Origin of the sequence: Microcoleus sp. PH2017_35_SFW_U_B, from assembly GCF_020737865.1 — a bacterium.
Lineage (GTDB): Bacteria > Cyanobacteriota > Cyanobacteriia > Cyanobacteriales > Microcoleaceae > Microcoleus.
Genome location: NZ_JAEQDE010000021.1, coordinates 243,279 through 260,666 on the forward strand (window position 1 = coordinate 243,279; position 17,388 = coordinate 260,666).

General features: G+C 44.4%; 25 protein-coding genes. 19 read left to right on the top strand and 6 right to left on the bottom strand.

The features are described from left to right. Nucleotides 1–29: 29 nt before the first annotated feature. From truA to prfA, 5 genes are all read left to right on the top strand, one after another. The gene (truA, locus tag JGK36_RS02620) at nucleotides 30–872 is read left to right on the top strand and encodes a tRNA pseudouridine(38-40) synthase TruA (RefSeq protein ID WP_293175974.1); all 843 of its coding nucleotides are present in this window, start codon (nucleotides 30–32) and stop codon (nucleotides 870–872) included. A gap of 117 nt (nucleotides 873–989) precedes the next feature. Then, complete coding sequence (gene rplM / locus JGK36_RS02625) at nucleotides 990–1,445, top strand: 50S ribosomal protein L13 (RefSeq protein WP_293189578.1); 456 nt, start codon at nucleotides 990–992, stop codon at nucleotides 1,443–1,445. Further along, nucleotides 1,445–1,855, top strand: coding sequence for a 30S ribosomal protein S9 (gene rpsI, locus JGK36_RS02630; protein ID WP_236504525.1), 411 nt, complete (start codon nucleotides 1,445–1,447; stop codon nucleotides 1,853–1,855). The genes rplM and rpsI overlap by 1 nt, the downstream gene beginning before the upstream one ends. Before the next feature lie 332 nt (nucleotides 1,856–2,187). Continuing rightward, complete coding sequence (rpmE, locus tag JGK36_RS02635; protein WP_293175969.1) at nucleotides 2,188–2,496, top strand: 50S ribosomal protein L31; 309 nt, start codon at nucleotides 2,188–2,190, stop codon at nucleotides 2,494–2,496. Nucleotides 2,497–2,817: 321 nt separating this feature from the next. Next, nucleotides 2,818–3,915: a peptide chain release factor 1 gene (prfA, locus tag JGK36_RS02640; RefSeq protein WP_293195924.1), complete on the top strand. Its 1,098-nt coding sequence runs from the start codon at nucleotides 2,818–2,820 to the stop codon at nucleotides 3,913–3,915. A 16-nt stretch (nucleotides 3,916–3,931) separates the two neighbouring features. On the opposite strand, the gene JGK36_RS02645 is transcribed toward prfA, so the two are convergent. After that, nucleotides 3,932–4,369 (bottom strand): hypothetical protein, encoded by a 438-nt coding sequence (locus JGK36_RS02645; RefSeq protein ID WP_293175965.1) that lies wholly within the window; start codon nucleotides 4,367–4,369, stop codon nucleotides 3,932–3,934. 138 nt (nucleotides 4,370–4,507) lie between these two features. On the opposite strand from JGK36_RS02645, the gene JGK36_RS02650 reads away from it, so the two are divergent. From JGK36_RS02650 to JGK36_RS02665, 4 genes are all read left to right on the top strand, one after another. Next, nucleotides 4,508–4,873, top strand: a complete 366-nt coding sequence (locus JGK36_RS02650) for a transcriptional regulator (protein ID WP_293175963.1) — start codon at nucleotides 4,508–4,510, stop codon at nucleotides 4,871–4,873. A 108-nt stretch (nucleotides 4,874–4,981) separates the two neighbouring features. Beyond that, the gene (locus JGK36_RS02655; protein WP_293175961.1) at nucleotides 4,982–5,272 is read left to right on the top strand and encodes a helix-turn-helix domain-containing protein; all 291 of its coding nucleotides are present in this window, start codon (nucleotides 4,982–4,984) and stop codon (nucleotides 5,270–5,272) included. A 41-nt stretch (nucleotides 5,273–5,313) separates the two neighbouring features. Next, nucleotides 5,314–5,565 (top strand): hypothetical protein, encoded by a 252-nt coding sequence (locus JGK36_RS02660; protein ID WP_293189582.1) that lies wholly within the window; start codon nucleotides 5,314–5,316, stop codon nucleotides 5,563–5,565. Further along, entirely contained in the window at nucleotides 5,562–5,798 is a 237-nt protein-coding gene (locus JGK36_RS02665) for a type II toxin-antitoxin system RelE/ParE family toxin (RefSeq protein WP_293189584.1), read from the top strand. Before JGK36_RS02660 ends, JGK36_RS02665 begins: the two co-directional genes overlap by 4 nt. On the opposite strand, the gene JGK36_RS02670 is transcribed toward JGK36_RS02665, so the two are convergent. Beyond that, nucleotides 5,750–6,455 (bottom strand): IS1 family transposase gene (locus JGK36_RS02670; protein ID WP_293189586.1). Its coding sequence is split into 2 segments (ribosomal slippage): nucleotides 5,750–5,875 and nucleotides 5,877–6,455, totalling 705 coding nucleotides; the frame shifts between segments, so codons are not numbered across the junction. The two genes, JGK36_RS02665 and JGK36_RS02670, sit on opposite strands and share 49 nt — an antisense overlap. A 52-nt stretch (nucleotides 6,456–6,507) precedes the next feature. On the opposite strand from JGK36_RS02670, the gene JGK36_RS02675 reads away from it, so the two are divergent. Continuing rightward, nucleotides 6,508–6,657 (top strand): type II toxin-antitoxin system RelE/ParE family toxin, encoded by a 150-nt coding sequence (locus JGK36_RS02675; protein ID WP_293189588.1) that lies wholly within the window; start codon nucleotides 6,508–6,510, stop codon nucleotides 6,655–6,657. Between the two features lie 156 nt (nucleotides 6,658–6,813). On the opposite strand, the gene JGK36_RS02680 is transcribed toward JGK36_RS02675, so the two are convergent. Beyond that, nucleotides 6,814–7,620, bottom strand: coding sequence for a pentapeptide repeat-containing protein (locus JGK36_RS02680; protein ID WP_293189590.1), 807 nt, complete (start codon nucleotides 7,618–7,620; stop codon nucleotides 6,814–6,816). A gap of 65 nt (nucleotides 7,621–7,685) precedes the next feature. Continuing rightward, a complete protein-coding gene (locus JGK36_RS02685) occupies nucleotides 7,686–8,546 on the bottom strand; it encodes an Rpn family recombination-promoting nuclease/putative transposase (protein ID WP_293189592.1) in 861 nt (286 codons plus the stop codon). Between the two features lie 204 nt (nucleotides 8,547–8,750). On the opposite strand from JGK36_RS02685, the gene JGK36_RS02690 reads away from it, so the two are divergent. From JGK36_RS02690 to JGK36_RS02730, 9 genes are all read left to right on the top strand, one after another. Then, nucleotides 8,751–9,050, top strand: coding sequence for a hypothetical protein (locus JGK36_RS02690; RefSeq protein ID WP_293189594.1), 300 nt, complete (start codon nucleotides 8,751–8,753; stop codon nucleotides 9,048–9,050). Nucleotides 9,051–9,113: 63 nt separating this feature from the next. After that, nucleotides 9,114–9,347 (top strand): hypothetical protein, encoded by a 234-nt coding sequence (locus JGK36_RS02695; protein ID WP_293189596.1) that lies wholly within the window; start codon nucleotides 9,114–9,116, stop codon nucleotides 9,345–9,347. Between the two features lie 47 nt (nucleotides 9,348–9,394). Continuing rightward, nucleotides 9,395–9,937, top strand: a complete 543-nt coding sequence (locus JGK36_RS02700) for a ubiquitin-conjugating enzyme E2 (protein WP_293189597.1) — start codon at nucleotides 9,395–9,397, stop codon at nucleotides 9,935–9,937. A gap of 7 nt (nucleotides 9,938–9,944) precedes the next feature. Further along, a complete protein-coding gene (locus tag JGK36_RS02705) occupies nucleotides 9,945–11,129 on the top strand; it encodes a Mov34/MPN/PAD-1 family protein (protein WP_293189598.1) in 1,185 nt (394 codons plus the stop codon). Between the two features lies 1 nt (nucleotide 11,130). Then, nucleotides 11,131–12,261 carry a ThiF family adenylyltransferase gene (locus JGK36_RS02710; protein WP_293189599.1) on the top strand — a complete coding sequence of 377 codons (1,131 nt, stop codon included), beginning with the start codon at nucleotides 11,131–11,133 and terminating at the stop codon, nucleotides 12,259–12,261. A 753-nt stretch (nucleotides 12,262–13,014) separates the two neighbouring features. Further along, on the top strand, nucleotides 13,015–13,173 hold the full coding sequence (locus tag JGK36_RS02715; protein ID WP_293189600.1) for a hypothetical protein: 159 nt from the start codon (nucleotides 13,015–13,017) through the stop codon (nucleotides 13,171–13,173). Next, the gene (locus JGK36_RS02720) at nucleotides 13,167–13,370 is read left to right on the top strand and encodes a hypothetical protein (protein ID WP_293189601.1); all 204 of its coding nucleotides are present in this window, start codon (nucleotides 13,167–13,169) and stop codon (nucleotides 13,368–13,370) included. Before JGK36_RS02715 ends, JGK36_RS02720 begins: the two co-directional genes overlap by 7 nt. 118 nt (nucleotides 13,371–13,488) lie before the next feature. Continuing rightward, a complete protein-coding gene (locus tag JGK36_RS02725; protein WP_293189602.1) occupies nucleotides 13,489–13,659 on the top strand; it encodes a hypothetical protein in 171 nt (56 codons plus the stop codon). Nucleotides 13,660–13,941: 282 nt separating this feature from the next. Next, entirely contained in the window at nucleotides 13,942–15,642 is a 1,701-nt protein-coding gene (locus JGK36_RS02730; protein ID WP_293175938.1) for an ABC-F family ATP-binding cassette domain-containing protein, read from the top strand. Between the two features lie 273 nt (nucleotides 15,643–15,915). Here the strand turns inward: JGK36_RS02730 and JGK36_RS02735 are convergent, their stop codons facing one another. Both JGK36_RS02735 and JGK36_RS02740 read right to left on the bottom strand, forming a co-directional pair. Further along, nucleotides 15,916–16,344 (bottom strand): hypothetical protein, encoded by a 429-nt coding sequence (locus tag JGK36_RS02735; RefSeq protein ID WP_293195926.1) that lies wholly within the window; start codon nucleotides 16,342–16,344, stop codon nucleotides 15,916–15,918. A 35-nt stretch (nucleotides 16,345–16,379) separates the two neighbouring features. Then, on the bottom strand, nucleotides 16,380–17,297 hold the full coding sequence (locus tag JGK36_RS02740; RefSeq protein ID WP_293195929.1) for a fructosamine kinase family protein: 918 nt from the start codon (nucleotides 17,295–17,297) through the stop codon (nucleotides 16,380–16,382). Between the last annotated feature and the right edge of the window lie 91 nt (nucleotides 17,298–17,388).

Here is a 17,388-nt window from a genome sequence, read left to right on the forward strand (position 1 = left end):
TGCAATTTTGGGTGGGAGATTTTTGATTTATGACTGACAATCCAAAATCCCCAATCGAAAATGCCCGATCGACACAACGCATTGCTTTGGTAATCCAATACCTCGGCACTGACTTTCACGGTTGGCAGCGACAGCCGAACCAGCGTACAGTACAAGAAGAAATTGAAACAACAATATCGAATGTGCTGGAACGCCCGGTAACGCTGTACGCGGCCGGGAGAACTGATGCGGGAGTTCACGCCGCTGCTCAAGTAGCCCATTTTGATGCTGATGGCCCAATTCCGGCTCACCGCTGGGCAAGCGTTCTCAACTCTCGACTGGCAAAAGATATTTTAATTCGAGCTTCGGCAAAGGTGGAACCTACCTGGCACGCTCGGTTCTCAGCCAGTTGGCGGCGCTATCGCTACACCCTTTATACAGACCCGATTCCTAATCTGTTTGTGCGTCCTTATGCTTGGCACTGCTATCACGCACCTGTGGACGAATCTTTGATTCAGGCAGCTTTGACACCGCTAATCGGGCGCCATCACTTGGCTGCTTTCCACCGGGCAGGGTCTGCTCGCCCCCATTCTTGGGTGGACGTACAAGCGGCAGAGTGTCACCGTTCTGGGCCTCTTATCTATATTGAGGTTCAGGCGAGCGGGTTTCTGTACGGGATGATGCGGCTGCTGGTGGGGTTGCTGGTGCAGGTGGGTCGGGGGGAAAGGGCGATCGACAATTTCACTGATATCTGGGTCAACGAACGCCGAGAAATGGTAAAATACGCCGCTCCCGCTCAAGGTTTATGCCTGTTGCGGGTTGGCTATCAGGACTTTCCCTTTCCCACCGATGTTTGGTACGACACTCAGCCCAAATTAGTTATTGGTTATTAGTTATTAGTTATTAGTTATTGGTTATTAGTTATTGGCAACAACTAACAAATAACAACTAACAAATAACAACTGACAACTAACAAATAACAATTAACAAATAACAACTGACAACTAACAATGAACAAAACTTACGTCCCTACTAAAGACTCCCTAGAGCACAAGTGGTACGTGGTCGATGCCGCCGACCAGCGCCTGGGCCGTCTGGCAACAGAAGTTGCCATGCACCTCCGGGGCAAACACAAACCCACTTACACTCCTTCCATGGATACCGGCGATTTCGTAATTGTCATCAATGCTGACAAAATCGCTGTTACTGGCAAAAAACGCACCCAAAAAATCTACCGCCGCCACTCTGGCAGACCGGGCGGCATGAAAACAGAAACTTTTGCCAAATTGCAAGCACGTTTGCCCGAAAGAATTGTCGAAGAAGCGATTCGGGGAATGCTGCCTCACACATCTCTGGGCAGACAACTGTTTACTAAGTTGAAAGTGTACGCTGGCCCTAACCACCCGCACGCAGCTCAACAACCAGAAGAATTAATTGTTCACACGATTCCGGGAGGAAATGAGTAATGCAAGCAACAGATACCGGCCGCGCTGTGTACTGGGGTACAGGCCGCCGCAAGTGTTCCGTAGCGCGGGTACGTTTGGTTCCCGGCACAGGCGTACTGACTGTCAATGGTAAAGAGGGAGATTTGTACCTGCAATTCAACCCCACTTATTTGGCACTCGCTAAGGCTCCTTTGGAAACTTTGGGTCTAGAAAATGAGTACGACATTTTGGTGAAAGTCGAAGGCGGCGGCCTGACAGGTCAAGCTGACTCGATTCGTTTGGGTGTCGCTAGAGCACTTTGTCAGTTAGACCCGGACAACCGGAAACCTCTGAAGATTGAGGGCTATTTGACTCGCGACCCGCGGGCTAAAGAACGTAAAAAGTACGGTTTGCGGAAAGCTCGCAAGGCTCCTCAATACTCGAAACGTTAAACAGTTGACAGTTGACAGTTGACAGTTGACAGTTGACAGTTGAGCTTTTTAATACTGGGATTTAACTCTCCGCTAAGCCCTAGCGTAGTTCTCAAAACAATTCGGCTTCCTGGAGTGGAGGTTTTAAACCCTGAATATTTGCTAAGAGCAAGGAAGAGGGAAGAGGGAAGAAAGAAAAATTTTCTAGATTCCATCCTCCTTTTTTCAAGGTTTTTTTCAGATTCCTGATTCTGGTTTTCAAAGCAGATAGGGCAAAATTACGGCTGTTGTTGGCGTACAAGTCCGATGACGGCTAAAATGGTTGTAAAGTCAAAAATTAGAGAGTAAAAAAAATGGCGAAAGAAGGCATTCACCCTGAGTGGTATCCCGAAGCTCAGGTTTATTGCAACGGCGAACTTGTGATGACTGTTGGTTCGACTAGACCAAAGCTTCAAGTTGATGTCTGGTCGGGAAATCATCCTTTTTATACTGGCACTCAGAAGATTATTGATACTGAAGGTCGTGTGGAACGCTTTATGCGGAAATACGGCATGACGGAAGTAGAAATGCCGAAGGCAGATGCTATGTCGGGGCCGCTGAAAATGGAAGACCCGAAAGCAGATGCTGCTAAGGCTGCTGCTAAAGGCAAAAAGAAGAAGTAGCCGGATTGTCATTTGTCCGCAGTCGGTTGGAAGTAGTTTTTTTCTACTGGTAACTGACTGCTCTCGGATTTTGGATTTGAGATTTGAGATTGCTACGGCCCTTCCGCTGAGGAAAGATCGCGATTCTATCCCAACTTCTCTTCAATTCTAAAATCTAAAATCTAAAATCTATCCGCCCTCGGATTGGAGAGCTTAGACTGAAGAGTTGCTACGGCCCTTCCGCTGAGGAAAGATCGCGATTCTATCCCAACTTCTCTTCAATTCTAAAATCTAAAATCTAAAATCTAAAATCTCGCAATCGATTGACGGAGGACATTTGACATGGCTGAATCTTATTTGCTGGATAAATTGAAGTCGGTAGAGCAAACTTTTAATGAGTTGACTCGCCGCATGGCTGACCCGGATGTCGCCAGGGATAATTATGAGTTCCAACGGGTGGCAAAAGCTCGATCGTCCTTGGAGGAAGTGGTCGATACTTTTGACCTGTGGAAAACTACTCAGGAAGATTTGGTGGGCGCGCGGCAAGTTCTTAAGGAAGCTGCGAGCGATCGAGAAATGCAGCTTATGGCCGGGATGGAAGTTGAGGAACTTGAGTCGAAGCTGGAGAGTTTGGAAAGTCGTTTGAAGGTGTTGCTGCTACCGCGCGATCCGAACGATGACAAGAATATTATGCTGGAAATTCGGGCGGGTACTGGCGGAGATGAGGCTAGTATTTGGGCGGGTGATTTGCTGCGGCTGTATTCGCGCTACGCTCAAACTGAAGGCTGGCAGGTGAAGTTGGTGAGCGAGTCACTGGCGGACATGGGTGGTTTTAAAGAGGTGATTCTGGAAATCACGGGGGATAGCGTTTATAGCAAGCTGAAGTTTGAGGCTGGAGTGCACCGGGTGCAGCGAGTGCCGGTGACTGAAGCTGGTGGCCGGGTGCATACTTCGACGGCGACGGTGGCGGTGATGCCGGAGGTGGATGAGGTGGAGATTCATATCGATCCGAAGGATATTGAGATGAGTACGGCTCGATCGGGCGGTGCTGGCGGCCAAAACGTGAACAAGGTTGAAACTGCTGCGGATTTGTTTCACAAGCCGACGGGGATTCGGATTTTCTGTACTGAGGAGCGCAGTCAGTTGCAGAATAAGGAGCGGGCGATGCAGATTTTGCGGGCTAAGCTCTATGATATGAAGTTGCGGGAGCAGCAGGATGAGGTGAAGTCGCGGCGTTTGGCTCAGGTTGGTACTGGTTCGCGATCGGAGAAGATTCGCACGTACAACTATAAGGATAACCGGGCTACCGACCACCGTTTGGGGGAAAATTTTTCGCTCAATAGTGTTTTGGAAGGGGATATTGAGGAGATTATTCAGACTTGCATTTCTCAGGATCAGCAGGAACGTTTGGTCGAGTTGGCTGCTTCTACTTCTAATTGATTGGTTGATGGGGAACTTAGGCGCATTGTTTGCTGAGCCTTTGTTCCCTGATGACTTGACGGATGTGGTTGAGTAGGGCTTCCCAAATTGCATCGGCGATCGCCACTGGATACTTGAAATGTTCGAGGTCGTACTGTACGATGATTTCTAGGGGTGCGAGAGTTTGCTGGTTTCGACAACTGGCAATTGTGGCGATCGTCTCTTGCTGCCATCTGGCAAATAGTCGGTAGCTGAAAAAGGAACTGCATTTTTGTCCTTTCTTGTTCAGGTAAACGACTATTACTTGATGTTGTTTGGGGTAGACTTTGACTATGCGGTTTACGGGCATTCTCAGGGCTTCGGCGGCTTCCATTTTGGAGATTTGCCAGCACTGAGGTTTTAGCCAACCGGAGGCTGTAAGGCTTTGACGGGTGCGGCTGGGCTTGTGAGTTTTTAGATTGCGTCTCTTGGTCATTTGTATTTCTCCCAAATCTGTTTTAATTAAAATTAAAGCTTTCAATCTACTTAAAATACTATCTGTTAAATCTTCTCCTGTCAAGCAAGACAGACAAATTTGTTGGTACACAAGTAAACTAGGAATTGTGGTTATCTCGTGGCTGATACCGTGGACGCAGAAGCTAAGAAAAAACTGAGTGAGGTTGTTAAGTTAGCGCGGGGCTCGATGAGCCTGACTTCTTTTGGCAAGCTGTTGGGAGTTTCTGCTGCTTCTGTCTTGTATTGGGAAAAGGGGCAGGTACTTCCAGATACGAAAAATTTGACTCAGATTGCTACAAGAGCAGGCTTTACGATGGAAGAGCTTATGGCTCATCTCGAAGGTAAGCCGGTGCAGGAACCGGTCAATACCAATGAGCTGCTGAAGAAAATTCAGTGTATGCCGATTAGTGAGTTGGCGGTGATTGGTAGAGCCGTGATGGATAGGCTCGCTGCTGCTGCTGAGTCTTCTGGGAAATATAGTTGATGTATCAGTTTGTAAGTAGACTGGTAGGTACGATCGCATAGCTTTTCAGTTGTGAACATCCAAAATAGACAAAAACTTAGTGAAATCATCAAAACTGCTCGTGGAACAATGAGTCAACGAGCGTTTGGCAAGCTTTTGGGCGTTTCTGCTACCGCTGTTCAGCTTTGGGAAAGGGGCGATACGGTTCCCGATACTGAAAACTTGGGTAAGCTCGCTGCCAGAGCAGGCTATACTCTGGAAGAGTTTCTCAGCTTTTTGGATGGCAATCCAGTCTCGCAACCACCAGAAATTAACGATATTGTCAAAAAAATTCAGTTTTTGCCTCTAAGTCAGGTGGCGCTAATTGGCAAAGCTGTAGCGGATAGATTCGCTGCGTCGGCTGAGGCTGCTGGAGAATGAATATGAGGCAAATTTATCTGTAAACTAGGAGTTGTGTTTAGATGAACGTTATTCTTGCCATACCAGAAGAGCTGCAAATCTATATTGACGCTCAAATTCAGACAGGGGCTTATGCCAGTGCGGTAGAATATTTTCTAGATTTGGTGCAGCAAGATCGCCAGCGAAAACAGGCACAAGCCAAACTCGAAGGTTTACTGCAAGAGGGTTTAGACTCTGATGGAGAACCAGTGACGGCTGCGTACTGGCAGAATTTGCGGGCATCGGTTTTGGGTGGCGATTCACAACCAGTATGAGCGATCGATTAATTGTCAAAAATCGTGCCACGCAGGATCTCAGACAACAGGCAAACTATATTCTGGTCAATGGAAATGCTCGTACTGCCGAGCGATTTCTGGAGTTAGCCGAAGCCACTTTTACCCAATTAGCGACAATACCGGGAATGGGAAAAGTCGTGGGATTGGTCTCGGCGTTGCTGAATCAAGATATGAATGCCCCAGGAATGGGAATATCATCAAATTTTAAGTAATGTATTAATAACTTAATAGAATGCTTGAGCATTTCCTCACATTTAGAATAACAAAGAGTTTTGCGATGTAGCCTAGCTGGCGGAATGTCTTAGCCTTGTATTTTCCCCTTCGACTCGTGTCATATAAGTCTTACTAACAATCTGATCTCCATCAGGAATAAACCTGGGATATACAGACCATCCATCAGTTACATAAAAGTAGCATTTCCATTCACTTACTTTGTCCCATAATGGTTCAAATGTCTTAGCGCTATGATCCCCTAATACCCATCCTAAAATCCCTGGTTTAAAGTGGTCAACCGCTGTCCACAGCCAGATCTTGTCTGTCTTTTTTTTTACATAAGTTTGTAATTCATCAAGCTCACCAACTTCTGGAATGACTTCAGGGTCATAAACATCTGGTAACAGTTTCCCGACTTGTTTTACCCAATTCATTACCGTGGTATGATGAACTCCCTTAACTCGTTCTATCGCCCGTAAACCCATACCATTGACATACATTTTTAGGCAATCACGTTTGATGTCTTCGCTATAACCTCGTTGGGGCTCATACTCATTGATGAATTGACGACCGCATTGCACACAAATGTGGTTTTGTTTTCCTTTTTTCTTGCCGTTTTTACGGATATGGGTTGATTTACATTCTGGACATTGCATAAATTATTCCTCCTATTCATACTATAACTCAGCAACGCCGGTCTCTTCTCGGATGGGGGAGATTCGTCAGTGGCGAATTAAGGATTTTCAAGATTATCTAATTTTTTACCGGATTCAAGACGATCGGGTGGAGGTTCTCCGTGTTTTGCATGGTGCTAGGGATTTGGAAGATATTTTGTCTAATCTTGATGAAGAAGTTTAAGGCTCTCATAAGATGTGTTCGATCGCCCTTATGGACTGACGCACTCCGACAAAGAAACCGGGTTTTTACCTAATCTGTCGGTGACAACGCGTCTTTTCGTAAAAAACCCGGTTTCTGGGCCCCTATACGATCGCCCTTACGAAAAAAACACTCGCCCTATCTCTGACTCAATATGTCTAAAAACTCTTGGACAATGCGATCGGGTTCTTCTGTACATCTGTTGGCGTCGCAGTAGTGGATCATGCTGATACCGTGAGATGCAAACAGGCGATCGCGCGTTTCATCTTTTTGTGTGTCGGGATGCCATATTTCCAGAATTCCCCATTTGCCTTGGTGGAATATGAGGAAATCTGGTTCTTGGTTTTGTCTACCTGCGGGTGTGGTGAGGCGGGCTTTGGAGTTGGGGAAAAAGAGGGTGTTTGTGCGATCGAGCGCTTCGGCTATTTTTACTTGTTCTTCGCAGCGAAAGCGCAGATCGTTCCAGTGATAAATCCGTTCTTTTATGCTTGACAAGATTCCCTGGTTATGCGCGTTTTCAGGCTTGATAGTTTCATCTGATACTGTATTATAATCAGATATAGTTGCACCCTGTAAATCTGTTGATGAATCAGATTCACTTAAGTTGGCGAATGATATTCTGGCTCCGGTTAAATTAGCACCGCTGAGGTTAACTCCAATTACTTGAGTTCGATGTAATGTCACTTGATGTCGTCGCAAGTATCGCTTAAAAACAGAGCGTAAATTACTTTTTTTTACTTTTTCATCAAAAGCCTCTGAGAGTTGTTTCCAGAGTTTAGCCGCCAGCGCTTTGATGTATTCATCATTATATTGAGAGAGTTGAGAAATTTCCTCATAGGAACATCGGCCTTCCCAGCATTGTCTGAAGATGAGCTCTTGCACGTCGTTTAAGCCTTCGCCATCAAGGACTGTTTCTGCGATCGCGATTGCTTCATCAACGGTCATGGCTTAAGTTTCCTTAAAGTATATATCTGGTGAAGTTTTGAAAATAGGCGGCGATGTTTGAGCAATTAAGGCTGATGTTCATTCAACCAATTGGTTAAATCTGAGGCTTCTGAAAAATCCAGCAGCGCCTCTCCTAAATCCTCTAATTCTTCTACGGATAAAGTCTGAATTTGCTCGGTTGTTTCAGGTGCGATCGGACCAATCCGTCGAATCAACAGGCGAGTGAGAAACGCCAGCGCCTCATCTTTCCTTCCTTCAAGGAGGCCTAGTTGTCTTCCTTCAAGGAGGCCGTCTTCGCGAATCTCTTGGTAAATCACAGAACCGCGCATAGTTTCCTTCCTAAATAGTTGTCTGATTAAGTCTTTTTCAAATCTCAAACCTGCGAGCACTTGGGTACAAGCGAGTAAATCCGCTTGTTGGGTAGGTTCTTGTATTGTAGCAATCTGAGTAGCGATTTGCTCTAACAAAGTTCGCGGCGAGTTGGTTTGGGATAGTGTCGCCAATGGGAGTAAGCCGGGGACGGACAGCAGTAAAGCGGGGTCTTGTTCCCACAGGCGGATCACTCGATAGCCGTGTCGGGTGTTCGCGTCTGTGTACTCGGATACAAAAACCTGTTCTGAGGCTGTTTGCTGCAAAAAGATTACTACTTGATTGATGGAACAGGAGTATTGCCGTTTGAGCCTGACGTAGTAGTCTAGCATCCTGAAGGCGATCGGCGGGTCGGAGTAGGGTCGGGTTTCAAATTCTAGATGTAGGATTTGGTTATCCGTTTGCAGGAAAACGAGAGAATCGGCTCGGATGGGTTCTTGAATTAGTTCGGTTTTGAGTACCTGAATGTCGGTGGGTTCGTCTATTGGTAGTAGCCAGCTCACGAAGGCGGCGGGGAATTTTTCTGCTAGATATTTGCAGGTGTTGTCGTAGGCCAAGGAAGTTGGGTTGTGAGAGGGGTGATTTAGAAGATTTTAACTCTAGGGGCATCTACCTGAGAGGAGATTTTAGGGGAATTTGGGGAAAGTCATCACTTTTTATCACTTTTTATCACTTTTTATCACTGGTCAAGCTAAAGATGAAGCTTTACTATTAATTATGTTTACACATTTCCATTAGCAATAGTAACTAAAGAAATTGTCATGGCATATACTGGACCAAAATATCACAGACAAAACGGTCGATATTATAAAGTTGCAATCATCAGGGGAGAAAAAAACATTTTAGACTCTGATGACAAGCGAGGTCTTGAGCGAGATTATCCTGGAATTATGCACGATCACTTTTATACAAAGAATGGTCAATGGTACGTTCAAACTAAGATTGAGAATAAGCATATTTTCGAGGAAATAGCTCCGGGTATACGGGGAGTGGAACAGGCAGATTCTAGTGAATACTTGGATGCCTTGTTCGATGAATTGCAGTCTTTACCTGACTGTTAATCATATTGGCGATTTATTCAGAAAATAGTCAACTTAATCACTAAGCAACTAAGAGATAAACTAATGAAGAAGATAACAGTAGTTAAGGGTGGAGGTACAGCCTCAACAGAGGTAGTAGTATATCCAGGTGATAGTGCCGATAATCTGATTGCTCTTGTAACCGAACCACTAGGTTTACCTAAAGAAGGTAGATACCTCTTGCAGGGAGTAAACGAAACTGCGATTACAGGTGATGTGTATAAAGCTGTCAACGAGGGTGATAAGTTGACATTGTATCAGCCGGGTACTGGAGGGTAGTTTTTTGTGATTTTATGTCAATATGAAGTCAATAAGGAGATGCTATTGTGAGCGAGGCAAGATTTAAGAATGAATTGGAGAATCTCCTTCTTTTTAAAAGAGTTTTAGATGGAGATAATGTACTTCCTGTAAGGTTAGAGATAGAACGTATGAGCCTTGATTACCGGAGATTTAAGGTAGTGATCAATGGCATTAAGAGTCTAACCGCTAACCCAGATGGAGCTAGAGCAGGCACGGGAACAGGATTCAATATTTTGGTAGAAGTTCCACCTGGATATCCTTTTACCGCTATTCCAAATATTAAATTTGAAGATCCAATTCCGTTTCACCCTCATGTTTTTACTGATGGGAGGATTTGCTGGGGAACAGCTAACAGCCCTCAGCCAGATTTATCGCTAGCAGACTGGATTCGGCAAGTTCTAGAATACCTTACTTATAATAAAGACAGCCTGATCAAAATGAATCCTAGTAGCCCGGCAAATAGGACAGCGCTTGATTGGTGGCAATTGAATAAATTGATGATATCTAGTTACGTTACATCGATTGAGATGAGCCGAGTTAGACTTCTAGTTAGCCGTACAATACAGTAAGGTTTAGATGATGAAAATAGTAAAAGTAACAAGACATGACCAAGCTAAATTTACACGTTTAGCAATCCCTTTCGATCAAAATCATTTACCCATTATTTTAATCCAAAGAGAGGTTCTAGAAGAAATTTATGCACACGCAGCAGAGGGCTATCCCAATGAGGTAGCAGGCTATTACGTCGGATTTCCATTACAGGATATTACTAGCCGAAGAAATATTACTTACATTGAAAAAAGCATTAGAGCGATATCTACTGCTTCACACACCTATGTCACGATGCACCCAGAAAGCTTTAAAGAAGTAGAAGCTGTTAGACAACAATCTGGCACTATTCTTGTCGGATATTATCACTCGCATCCAGGGCTTAGTGTCTTCCAATCTGGTACAGACTTAAAAAACTTTAGGGACTACCATAGTGAGCCTTATCAAATAGCTATAGTAGTTGATTCAACGAGGACATCCCCAAACCGGTTGGATGTTGGATCGGACTGGATTGGTTTCTTTGGATGGGATCAAAATCACAATCCAACAAAGATACCAGCCTGTAATATAAAAGTGGTTGACGAGCGTCCTGAGATTATTCAGAATTCAGCGACGCCAGAAAGGGAAAATCTGAGCGACCAGTCTTCTGCAATTGTTCGACGTAATGTTGATGAATTGCAAGAAATAACGAACCCGCATAATCAGCACTCAATAACAGAAACAGAAATTGAAATTGTACAAGATGTCTTGAATATAACTGACAGACTACGGTCTGGTCATCATACATTCAACAAAACTTTACCTATTCTCATGGCTTCTCAAAAGTTAATAAATAGATTAAATGCTGCCAATGTTTCTGAATTTTCAGAAGGAGTTCTTTTGGGAACTATAATTAACATGGCTGGCTATACTTTTATTAGAATCAATACAGTAGGAAAACCAAAGTGGAAAAGCTTTTGGGATTTCTGGAATCCACCTACAGCAATAAGAGAAGTTAATGGAGAAGAACTAATTCCTGTGGGGTTTTATTGTTCGGGGTCTGACTTGCATAACATCGATCAAGTCAAAGGGTTGCCAAAATACGATGGTAATTATTACTTGGTAGCCAAACCCGATACCCAGAGTATCTTATTTGAGGTTGTGAATAGCCAAAACAAAAGCACTGTACCAGTACCATATTCTCAGATTATACAGACTGTTGATGGAGGTTGAGATGAATAGAACTGCTAGACAAGAAATGATTAATGGCTGGGATCAAAAGATTATCAGGGAGGCAAAAATATTAGTTGTAGGAGCTGGTACTACTGGCAATGAAATAATCAAAAATTTAGCTTTACTTGGGGTCGGCAACATCAACATAATAGATTGTGATAAGGTTGAAGAGGTAAACCTGAGTAGAAGTGTTTTGTTCCAAGGAGAAGATATTGACCAGCCCAAGGCAGAGACAGCCGCTAAACGCGCTTTAAAAATTAACCCGCACATCCAGGTTTCAGGGCGTACCTGTGATGTCGTACATGACATTGGTAACTTGGAATATAGTAACTTTAACTGTGTCATCTTGGCTGTGGATAATTTAGAAGCTCGAATGTGGGTGAATAGATACTGCTGGCTGAATCAAATCCTTTTAATAGACACAGGTATAGATAGTCTTCTAGGCAACGTGTTTGTAATGGCTCCCCCTTTAGGATCGTGTCTTGAATGTGGCTGGTACATGGCGGATTACCGTCGTTTATCAGAAAAGTATAGCTGTCTAAAAATTGGATTGGTATCTGAAGAACCAAAAATTCCAATGGTTATAACAACAGCCGCCGTAATTGCAGGTATCGCTACTCAAGAATGTGTCAGGCTACTGCATGAAAAAAAATCAGAATCTGTGTCTAGAACTGGTATATTATACTGGTACAGTTCTGAACAAAATACTATCTTGAAAAGTATTAAAATTGACAAAAAAGAGGAATGTCCCGGTCATGATCATGTATTTGAAGAATTGAAAATACTCCCTATCGATTTAGAAATAACAACCAAAGTAGAAGAGATTAAAAACAAAGTAGCGACTGCTATAGATGCTGATGTTGTAGAACTATGGCATGACAAAGAGATAGTATATTCAGCGGTTTGTAATGAGTGTAGCTGTACTCAGGAGATAGCACCTATACCGCTTGGAAAATTTAAGAGACTAAAATGTCCTTCCTGCAACAACCAGTCATTAGTTCCGAAGGACTTCACAGCCGAAATAAGAAGCGGATTTGCCCCTACCGAGCTAAACATTCCACATAATCATTTAGTGCGTGTTGTGTTCAGTAGCCAAGATTCAATAAGAGAAGCATGGTTGATTTTGAGGTAAATTTAGGTGGTAGAGCGTTGCTATACTTGTGGGAGTTCTATTCCTGAGAACGATAAATACTTCAAATGTCGTAGTTGTCATAACCATTTTCATTTAAAATGTTTGCATTGTGGAGCGCATCCTAATGCAGGGAGGTATCTTGTTGATCCAAGCCGACCATCGGCTCCGCTTAGAATTCATAGACCTGGATCTAGACCTGGATCTAGACCTGAATCGCGACCTGAATCGCAACCTAACAGGCTTTTATGGAAGTGTTTAGCAGTTGTTATATTTTTACTCTTAATAGGGAAAATTTGGGGGAGCATTAGCCGCATACCACAAAACTCCAAGCCACTGAATAACAATAGCACGACTCAATCAATTAAACGCCCATCTCCTTTGGATCAATGTGGAGATAAACCTCCAGGCGGTGTCAAAACTTGGTATCCAGTTTTTGTAAATCGTACTGATGAATCTACTTTGAAATATATCCAACAAACCTATTGTCGTGATGCTTTTCTAGTGTATAGAGAATCTGTAGGTCGTGAATCTATACAAGTAGCTTCCTTCCTCAATAAGTCAAAAGCAGATCAATATGCAAAAACTATGATCCGCGAGCCAAAAATCAAGAGCGGTGAAATTGGATCGCCGATTCAGAAATGAGTAATTAGGCGAATTTTCATGAACATAAAATTTTAGAATAGAGGCAACGATCGCACTTCTCTCCTCACTTCTTCCCCACCTTCTCTAATTGCTTGCAAAAAGGCTGTTGAAGTGCGATCGCCATTTCGTCAAGTCCCAACAAACCCAAAACTCGCCCGCCCTCAGTGCGATCGCCCGATCGAACTATCAGTCATGATTCCGCAAGTCCTCAACGTATCGGATATACTGAGATACGACCCGAATAATTTTGGAGTCACCCTATTATGCTAAAGACAGTTTGGGCGATCGTTCGCCAAGGCAAAATTGAATTGTTGGAACCAACAGAAATTCCTGAAGGTGCAAGGATTCTGGTAAAATTCCTACCTGATGATCAGTCTGAATTCTGGCTTCAGACAAGCCGAGTATCGCTAGATGCAATTTGGGATAATACCGAGGATGATATTTATGCCCAGCTACTCCCAAAATGACAACATTGAAGAAGAACTGACATTAAAAGTCCGATCGCGCCCAACAACAGTATCAATCGAAATCCCAACAGATACTTGAGAATCCCTAAACAAAGTAGCACTGCATCGAGATATGCCTTTGTCTGCTTTACTCAAGTTTTACATTGGGCAAGGTTTGCGGGAAGATTTAACAAAATTGTTTAGCGATCGCCTCCTGGAAGCAACAGCCCAAGTTTTGGCACGACATCTAGATTCAGAAGAAGAAGTTTCAACCATAATTCGAGAAATTCAATCTGAAACAGCACGGTAGCCCTGTTTCCTCAACTTCCCCAAATGCGATCGCACTCATACACTCCTCGAAACCGGGTTTTTCGAGAATCTGGGGCTTTGTGACAAGTATTTTCCTAAAAAACCCGGTTTCTCGCTACCCGCGCGCCCAGGGCTATAAAATCTAAAATCCAAAATCCGATCGCCCGCCCAAACCCAAATCTTGCCAATGACTAAATATAATTAAAATTTGTTAAGATTAACTCGACCTCAGCGCCGGCATCCCATCCGCCGCTAAACCTCCCCTTCCCCAGTCCCCACAACAATGCTGCGACTCGAACACATCAGTAAAATTTACCCCACAGGCGTCGTACTCAAAGATGTCACGTGGGAAGTCAAACCGGGCGATCGCATCGGCTTAGTAGGCGTCAACGGTGCCGGCAAATCCACCCAACTCAAAATCATCGCCGGCGAAATGGAACCCACCTCAGGCGAAGTCATTCGCCCCGCCAGCCTCCACATCGCCTACCTCTCCCAAGAATTTGAAATCGACCCCACCCGCACCGTCAAGGAAGAATTTTGGCGCGCATTCAGCGAAGCCAACGAAGTCCACGAATCCCTAATGGAGGTGCACCGAGAGCTCGAAGCCGCCACCCCAGAAAATCTCGACAACATGATCCACAAAATGGATCGGCTACAACGGCAATTTGAAGGCTTAAACGGCTACGGTTTAGAAGCCCAAATCGAGAAAATTTTACCAGAAATCGGATTTGAGCAAGAAGATGGCGATCGGCTAGTCAGCGCTTTCAGCGGCGGCTGGCAAATGCGGATGAGTTTAGGCAAAATTCTCCTCCAAAAACCCGATATCCTGCTGTTAGACGAACCTACCAACCACCTCGACTTAGAAACGATCGAATGGCTGGAAGTTTACCTCAAAGGGCTGACAACCCCAATGGTAATCGTATCCCATGACCGCGAATTTCTCGATCGACTCTGCACCCAAATAGTCGAAACCGAACGTGGCGTTTCCAGCACCTACCTCGGCAACTACTCATCCTACCTCCTGCAAAAAGCAGAAGCGCGCGAAGCCCAACTCAGCGCCTACGAAAGCCAGCAAAAAGAACTAGAAAAACAGCAAGCATTCGTTGAAAAATTCCGCGCCAGCGCCACACGCAGCACCCAAGCCAAAAGTCGCGAGAAACAGTTAGACAAAATCGAACGCATCGAAGCCCCCACCGGCGGCTTAAAAACCTTGCATTTCCGGTTTCCCCCCGCACCCCGCAGCGGCCGCGAAGTAGCCATAATTGAAAACTTAGTACACACCTACGGCGAGAAAATCCTATTTTTGGGAGCAGACTTATTAATTGAAAGAGGCGATCGCATAGCCTTTCTCGGCCCCAACGGTGCCGGAAAATCTACATTGCTGCGCCTGATCATGGGTTTAGAAACGCCCACCGAAGGTACGGTAAAAATGGGAGGCCACAACGTCATCCCCGGTTACTTTGAACAGAATCAAGCAGAAGCCTTAGATTTGAATAAAAGCGTGATGCAAACCATTCACGACGAAGTACCCGACTGGAAAAATGAAGAAGTTCGGACTTTGTTGGGGCGGTTCTTGTTTAACGGTGAAACAGTATTCAAACACGTTGGCGCTTTAAGCGGTGGAGAAAAAGCCCGTCTGGCTTTGGCAAAAATGCTGCTGGAACCTGTGAACTTGCTAATTTTGGACGAACCGACAAATCACCTCGACATTCCCGCGAAGGAGATGATGGAAGAGGCGATTAAGAATTACGACGGCACTGTAATTATCGTTTCGCACGATCGCTATTTTATCTCTCAAGTCGCTAACAAAATAGTAGAAGTTCGCGACGGCGAGTTTCGGACTTATCTGGGAGATTACCATTACTATCTGGACAAAATAACTGAAGAGAAAGAACTAGCCAAGTTCGCCAAACTTGAAGCTGAGAAAGCTGCCAAGAAATCCGAGAAGGAAGCGAAGAAGAAAGCGGCGGCTAAACAAAAGTAAGTAACTTGACTGGTAGGGACACGGCAATGTCGTGTCCCGATATTGAATTGAGTCAATTTCAATATTAGAGCGCTTCTAAGCTGGGGCAGCATTTAAATAGGATGCTCGGAACGGGCTAGAAGCCCATTCCACAATATCTTTATTGATTTTTAATCCACAATTTAAATGTAGAACAGCTTATCATAGAAAAACTCATTAATAGTTTAACCCAAAATTCTATTAATCATTTGACTTGCCTGTAACTCGTGATGACAGCCACAGCAATTAATAATTTTAGCGAGAACCTCTGCCGCCTGATTTTTGTTTAAAGAATGGCTTCTGGGAATTAAGACACTCCTGCAAATCATTATCTAAATTTCTAGGAAAACCATAATCTGCTACATACTTACTTGACTCATTTACCGGGCCAAATAACAGAGTATCTTTATCTTGCTGCAACAAAAATCCACCCTCAAATTTGTTAATTTTGTAGAAGTTTTCCCGTTTAGTATCCGCCGTAACGGAAGCCACAGTAACTCCGTTAGAAGAAAAGCCTTTGAAGCAGATTCTATTTTGTTTTTCAGCAATCTGAATGTATCGAGAACCGCCGCCGTGATAGACTCCCACCTGTAAGGGTAAAGCAGCTAAAGCATTCTCAGCCCGGATGCTGCTCAAAAACAAAACTATAAATCCCAGTTTGGTACAACAGTGCCAAAACTTCATTTGTGATCCCCTCTAATCCAATTAATATTGAAATCTTAACCCAAAATTTTATTGATCATTTGATTTGCCTGCGACTCGTAACTCCCACCAAACAAATTAAAGTGATTCAAAATATGATATAAGTTGTAAAGCTTTTTGCGCTTTTCATAGCCTGAATCTAGCAACCAAACTTCATTATAACCCCGATAAAATGCTGGGGAAAAACCGCCGAAAAGTTCCGTCATCGCAATATCGACTTCTCTGTCGCCCCAATAAGTCGCGGGGTCAAAAATTACTGGTTCCCCCGCAGCAGTTACCGAGGCATTTCCTCCCCACAAATCCCCATGAACTAAGGAAGGTTGAGGTTTGTAACCCTCCAATAACTTGGGAATAGCTGCTAGCAAAGTTTCCCCTCGACTGAAATTTCCACCACGACGCCTAGCCAACTGTAACTGATAACCAATCCGATGTTCTGCCCAAAATTCTGCCCAATCAGCAGTCCAGTTATTAATTTGAGGAGTTGAGCCGATCGCATTATTAACACTCCAACCAAAACATCCCCTCAAAAGGGCATAATCAACCTCTTCTCCCCCCCTTAGCAAGGGGGGGCTGGGGGGGGTGTATTTGTGCATTTGAGCCAGTTTGCGTCCCATTTCTGCCCAGGCTATCTCGCCCCCGCCACTTCGCAAATCCAGCCATTCCAATACAATATAGGCAGAATTGCCCTCAGTTCCCCAGCAAATCGGTTGAGGAAGGCGAATAGTCTGAGTTTGGGCCATTTGCTGCAAACCCAGCGCCTCAGTTTCAAACATGGCGACTTGGGAAGCTTGATTGATTTTGGCGAAATAAGTGCGGGTACTGCTGTTGATAGCATAGCCTTGGTTGATGCAGCCACCGCTGACTGAACGGCGGTTGTCTATTGAAAATGTGTCTCCGGTTGCTTGGGAGATGTGTGCTGCAATTTTGTGCCACATAGCATCAAATGGTTTTGAGGGCGATCGCCATTAGTGTATCTGACTGCCGACACTTTACTGCGATTAATCGATCGCAGATCGGACACAATAG

Bases quoted from the DNA above. Each gene is read 5' to 3' on its own strand.
- truA (WP_293175974.1), top strand. From the start codon at position 30: ATGACTGACAATCCAAAATCCCCAATCGAAAATGCCCGATCGACACAA.
- rplM (WP_293189578.1), top strand. From the start codon at position 990: ATGAACAAAACTTACGTCCCTACTAAAGACTCCCTAGAGCACAAGTGG.
- rpsI (WP_236504525.1), top strand. From the start codon at position 1,445: ATGCAAGCAACAGATACCGGCCGCGCTGTGTACTGGGGTACAGGCCGC.
- rpmE (WP_293175969.1), top strand. From the start codon at position 2,188: ATGGCGAAAGAAGGCATTCACCCTGAGTGGTATCCCGAAGCTCAGGTT.
- prfA (WP_293195924.1), top strand. From the start codon at position 2,818: ATGGCTGAATCTTATTTGCTGGATAAATTGAAGTCGGTAGAGCAAACT.
- JGK36_RS02645 (WP_293175965.1), bottom strand. From the start codon at position 4,369: ATGACCAAGAGACGCAATCTAAAAACTCACAAGCCCAGCCGCACCCGT.
- JGK36_RS02655 (WP_293175961.1), top strand. From the start codon at position 4,982: ATGAGTCAACGAGCGTTTGGCAAGCTTTTGGGCGTTTCTGCTACCGCT.
- JGK36_RS02660 (WP_293189582.1), top strand. From the start codon at position 5,314: ATGAACGTTATTCTTGCCATACCAGAAGAGCTGCAAATCTATATTGAC.
- JGK36_RS02665 (WP_293189584.1), top strand. From the start codon at position 5,562: ATGAGCGATCGATTAATTGTCAAAAATCGTGCCACGCAGGATCTCAGA.
- JGK36_RS02675 (WP_293189588.1), top strand. From the start codon at position 6,508: ATGGGGGAGATTCGTCAGTGGCGAATTAAGGATTTTCAAGATTATCTA.
- JGK36_RS02680 (WP_293189590.1), bottom strand. From the start codon at position 7,620: ATGACCGTTGATGAAGCAATCGCGATCGCAGAAACAGTCCTTGATGGC.
- JGK36_RS02690 (WP_293189594.1), top strand. From the start codon at position 8,751: ATGGCATATACTGGACCAAAATATCACAGACAAAACGGTCGATATTAT.
- JGK36_RS02695 (WP_293189596.1), top strand. From the start codon at position 9,114: ATGAAGAAGATAACAGTAGTTAAGGGTGGAGGTACAGCCTCAACAGAG.
- JGK36_RS02705 (WP_293189598.1), top strand. From the start codon at position 9,945: ATGATGAAAATAGTAAAAGTAACAAGACATGACCAAGCTAAATTTACA.
- JGK36_RS02710 (WP_293189599.1), top strand. From the start codon at position 11,131: ATGAATAGAACTGCTAGACAAGAAATGATTAATGGCTGGGATCAAAAG.
- JGK36_RS02720 (WP_293189601.1), top strand. From the start codon at position 13,167: ATGCTAAAGACAGTTTGGGCGATCGTTCGCCAAGGCAAAATTGAATTG.
- JGK36_RS02730 (WP_293175938.1), top strand. From the start codon at position 13,942: ATGCTGCGACTCGAACACATCAGTAAAATTTACCCCACAGGCGTCGTA.
- JGK36_RS02735 (WP_293195926.1), bottom strand. From the start codon at position 16,344: ATGAAGTTTTGGCACTGTTGTACCAAACTGGGATTTATAGTTTTGTTT.
- JGK36_RS02740 (WP_293195929.1), bottom strand. From the start codon at position 17,297: ATGTGGCACAAAATTGCAGCACACATCTCCCAAGCAACCGGAGACACA.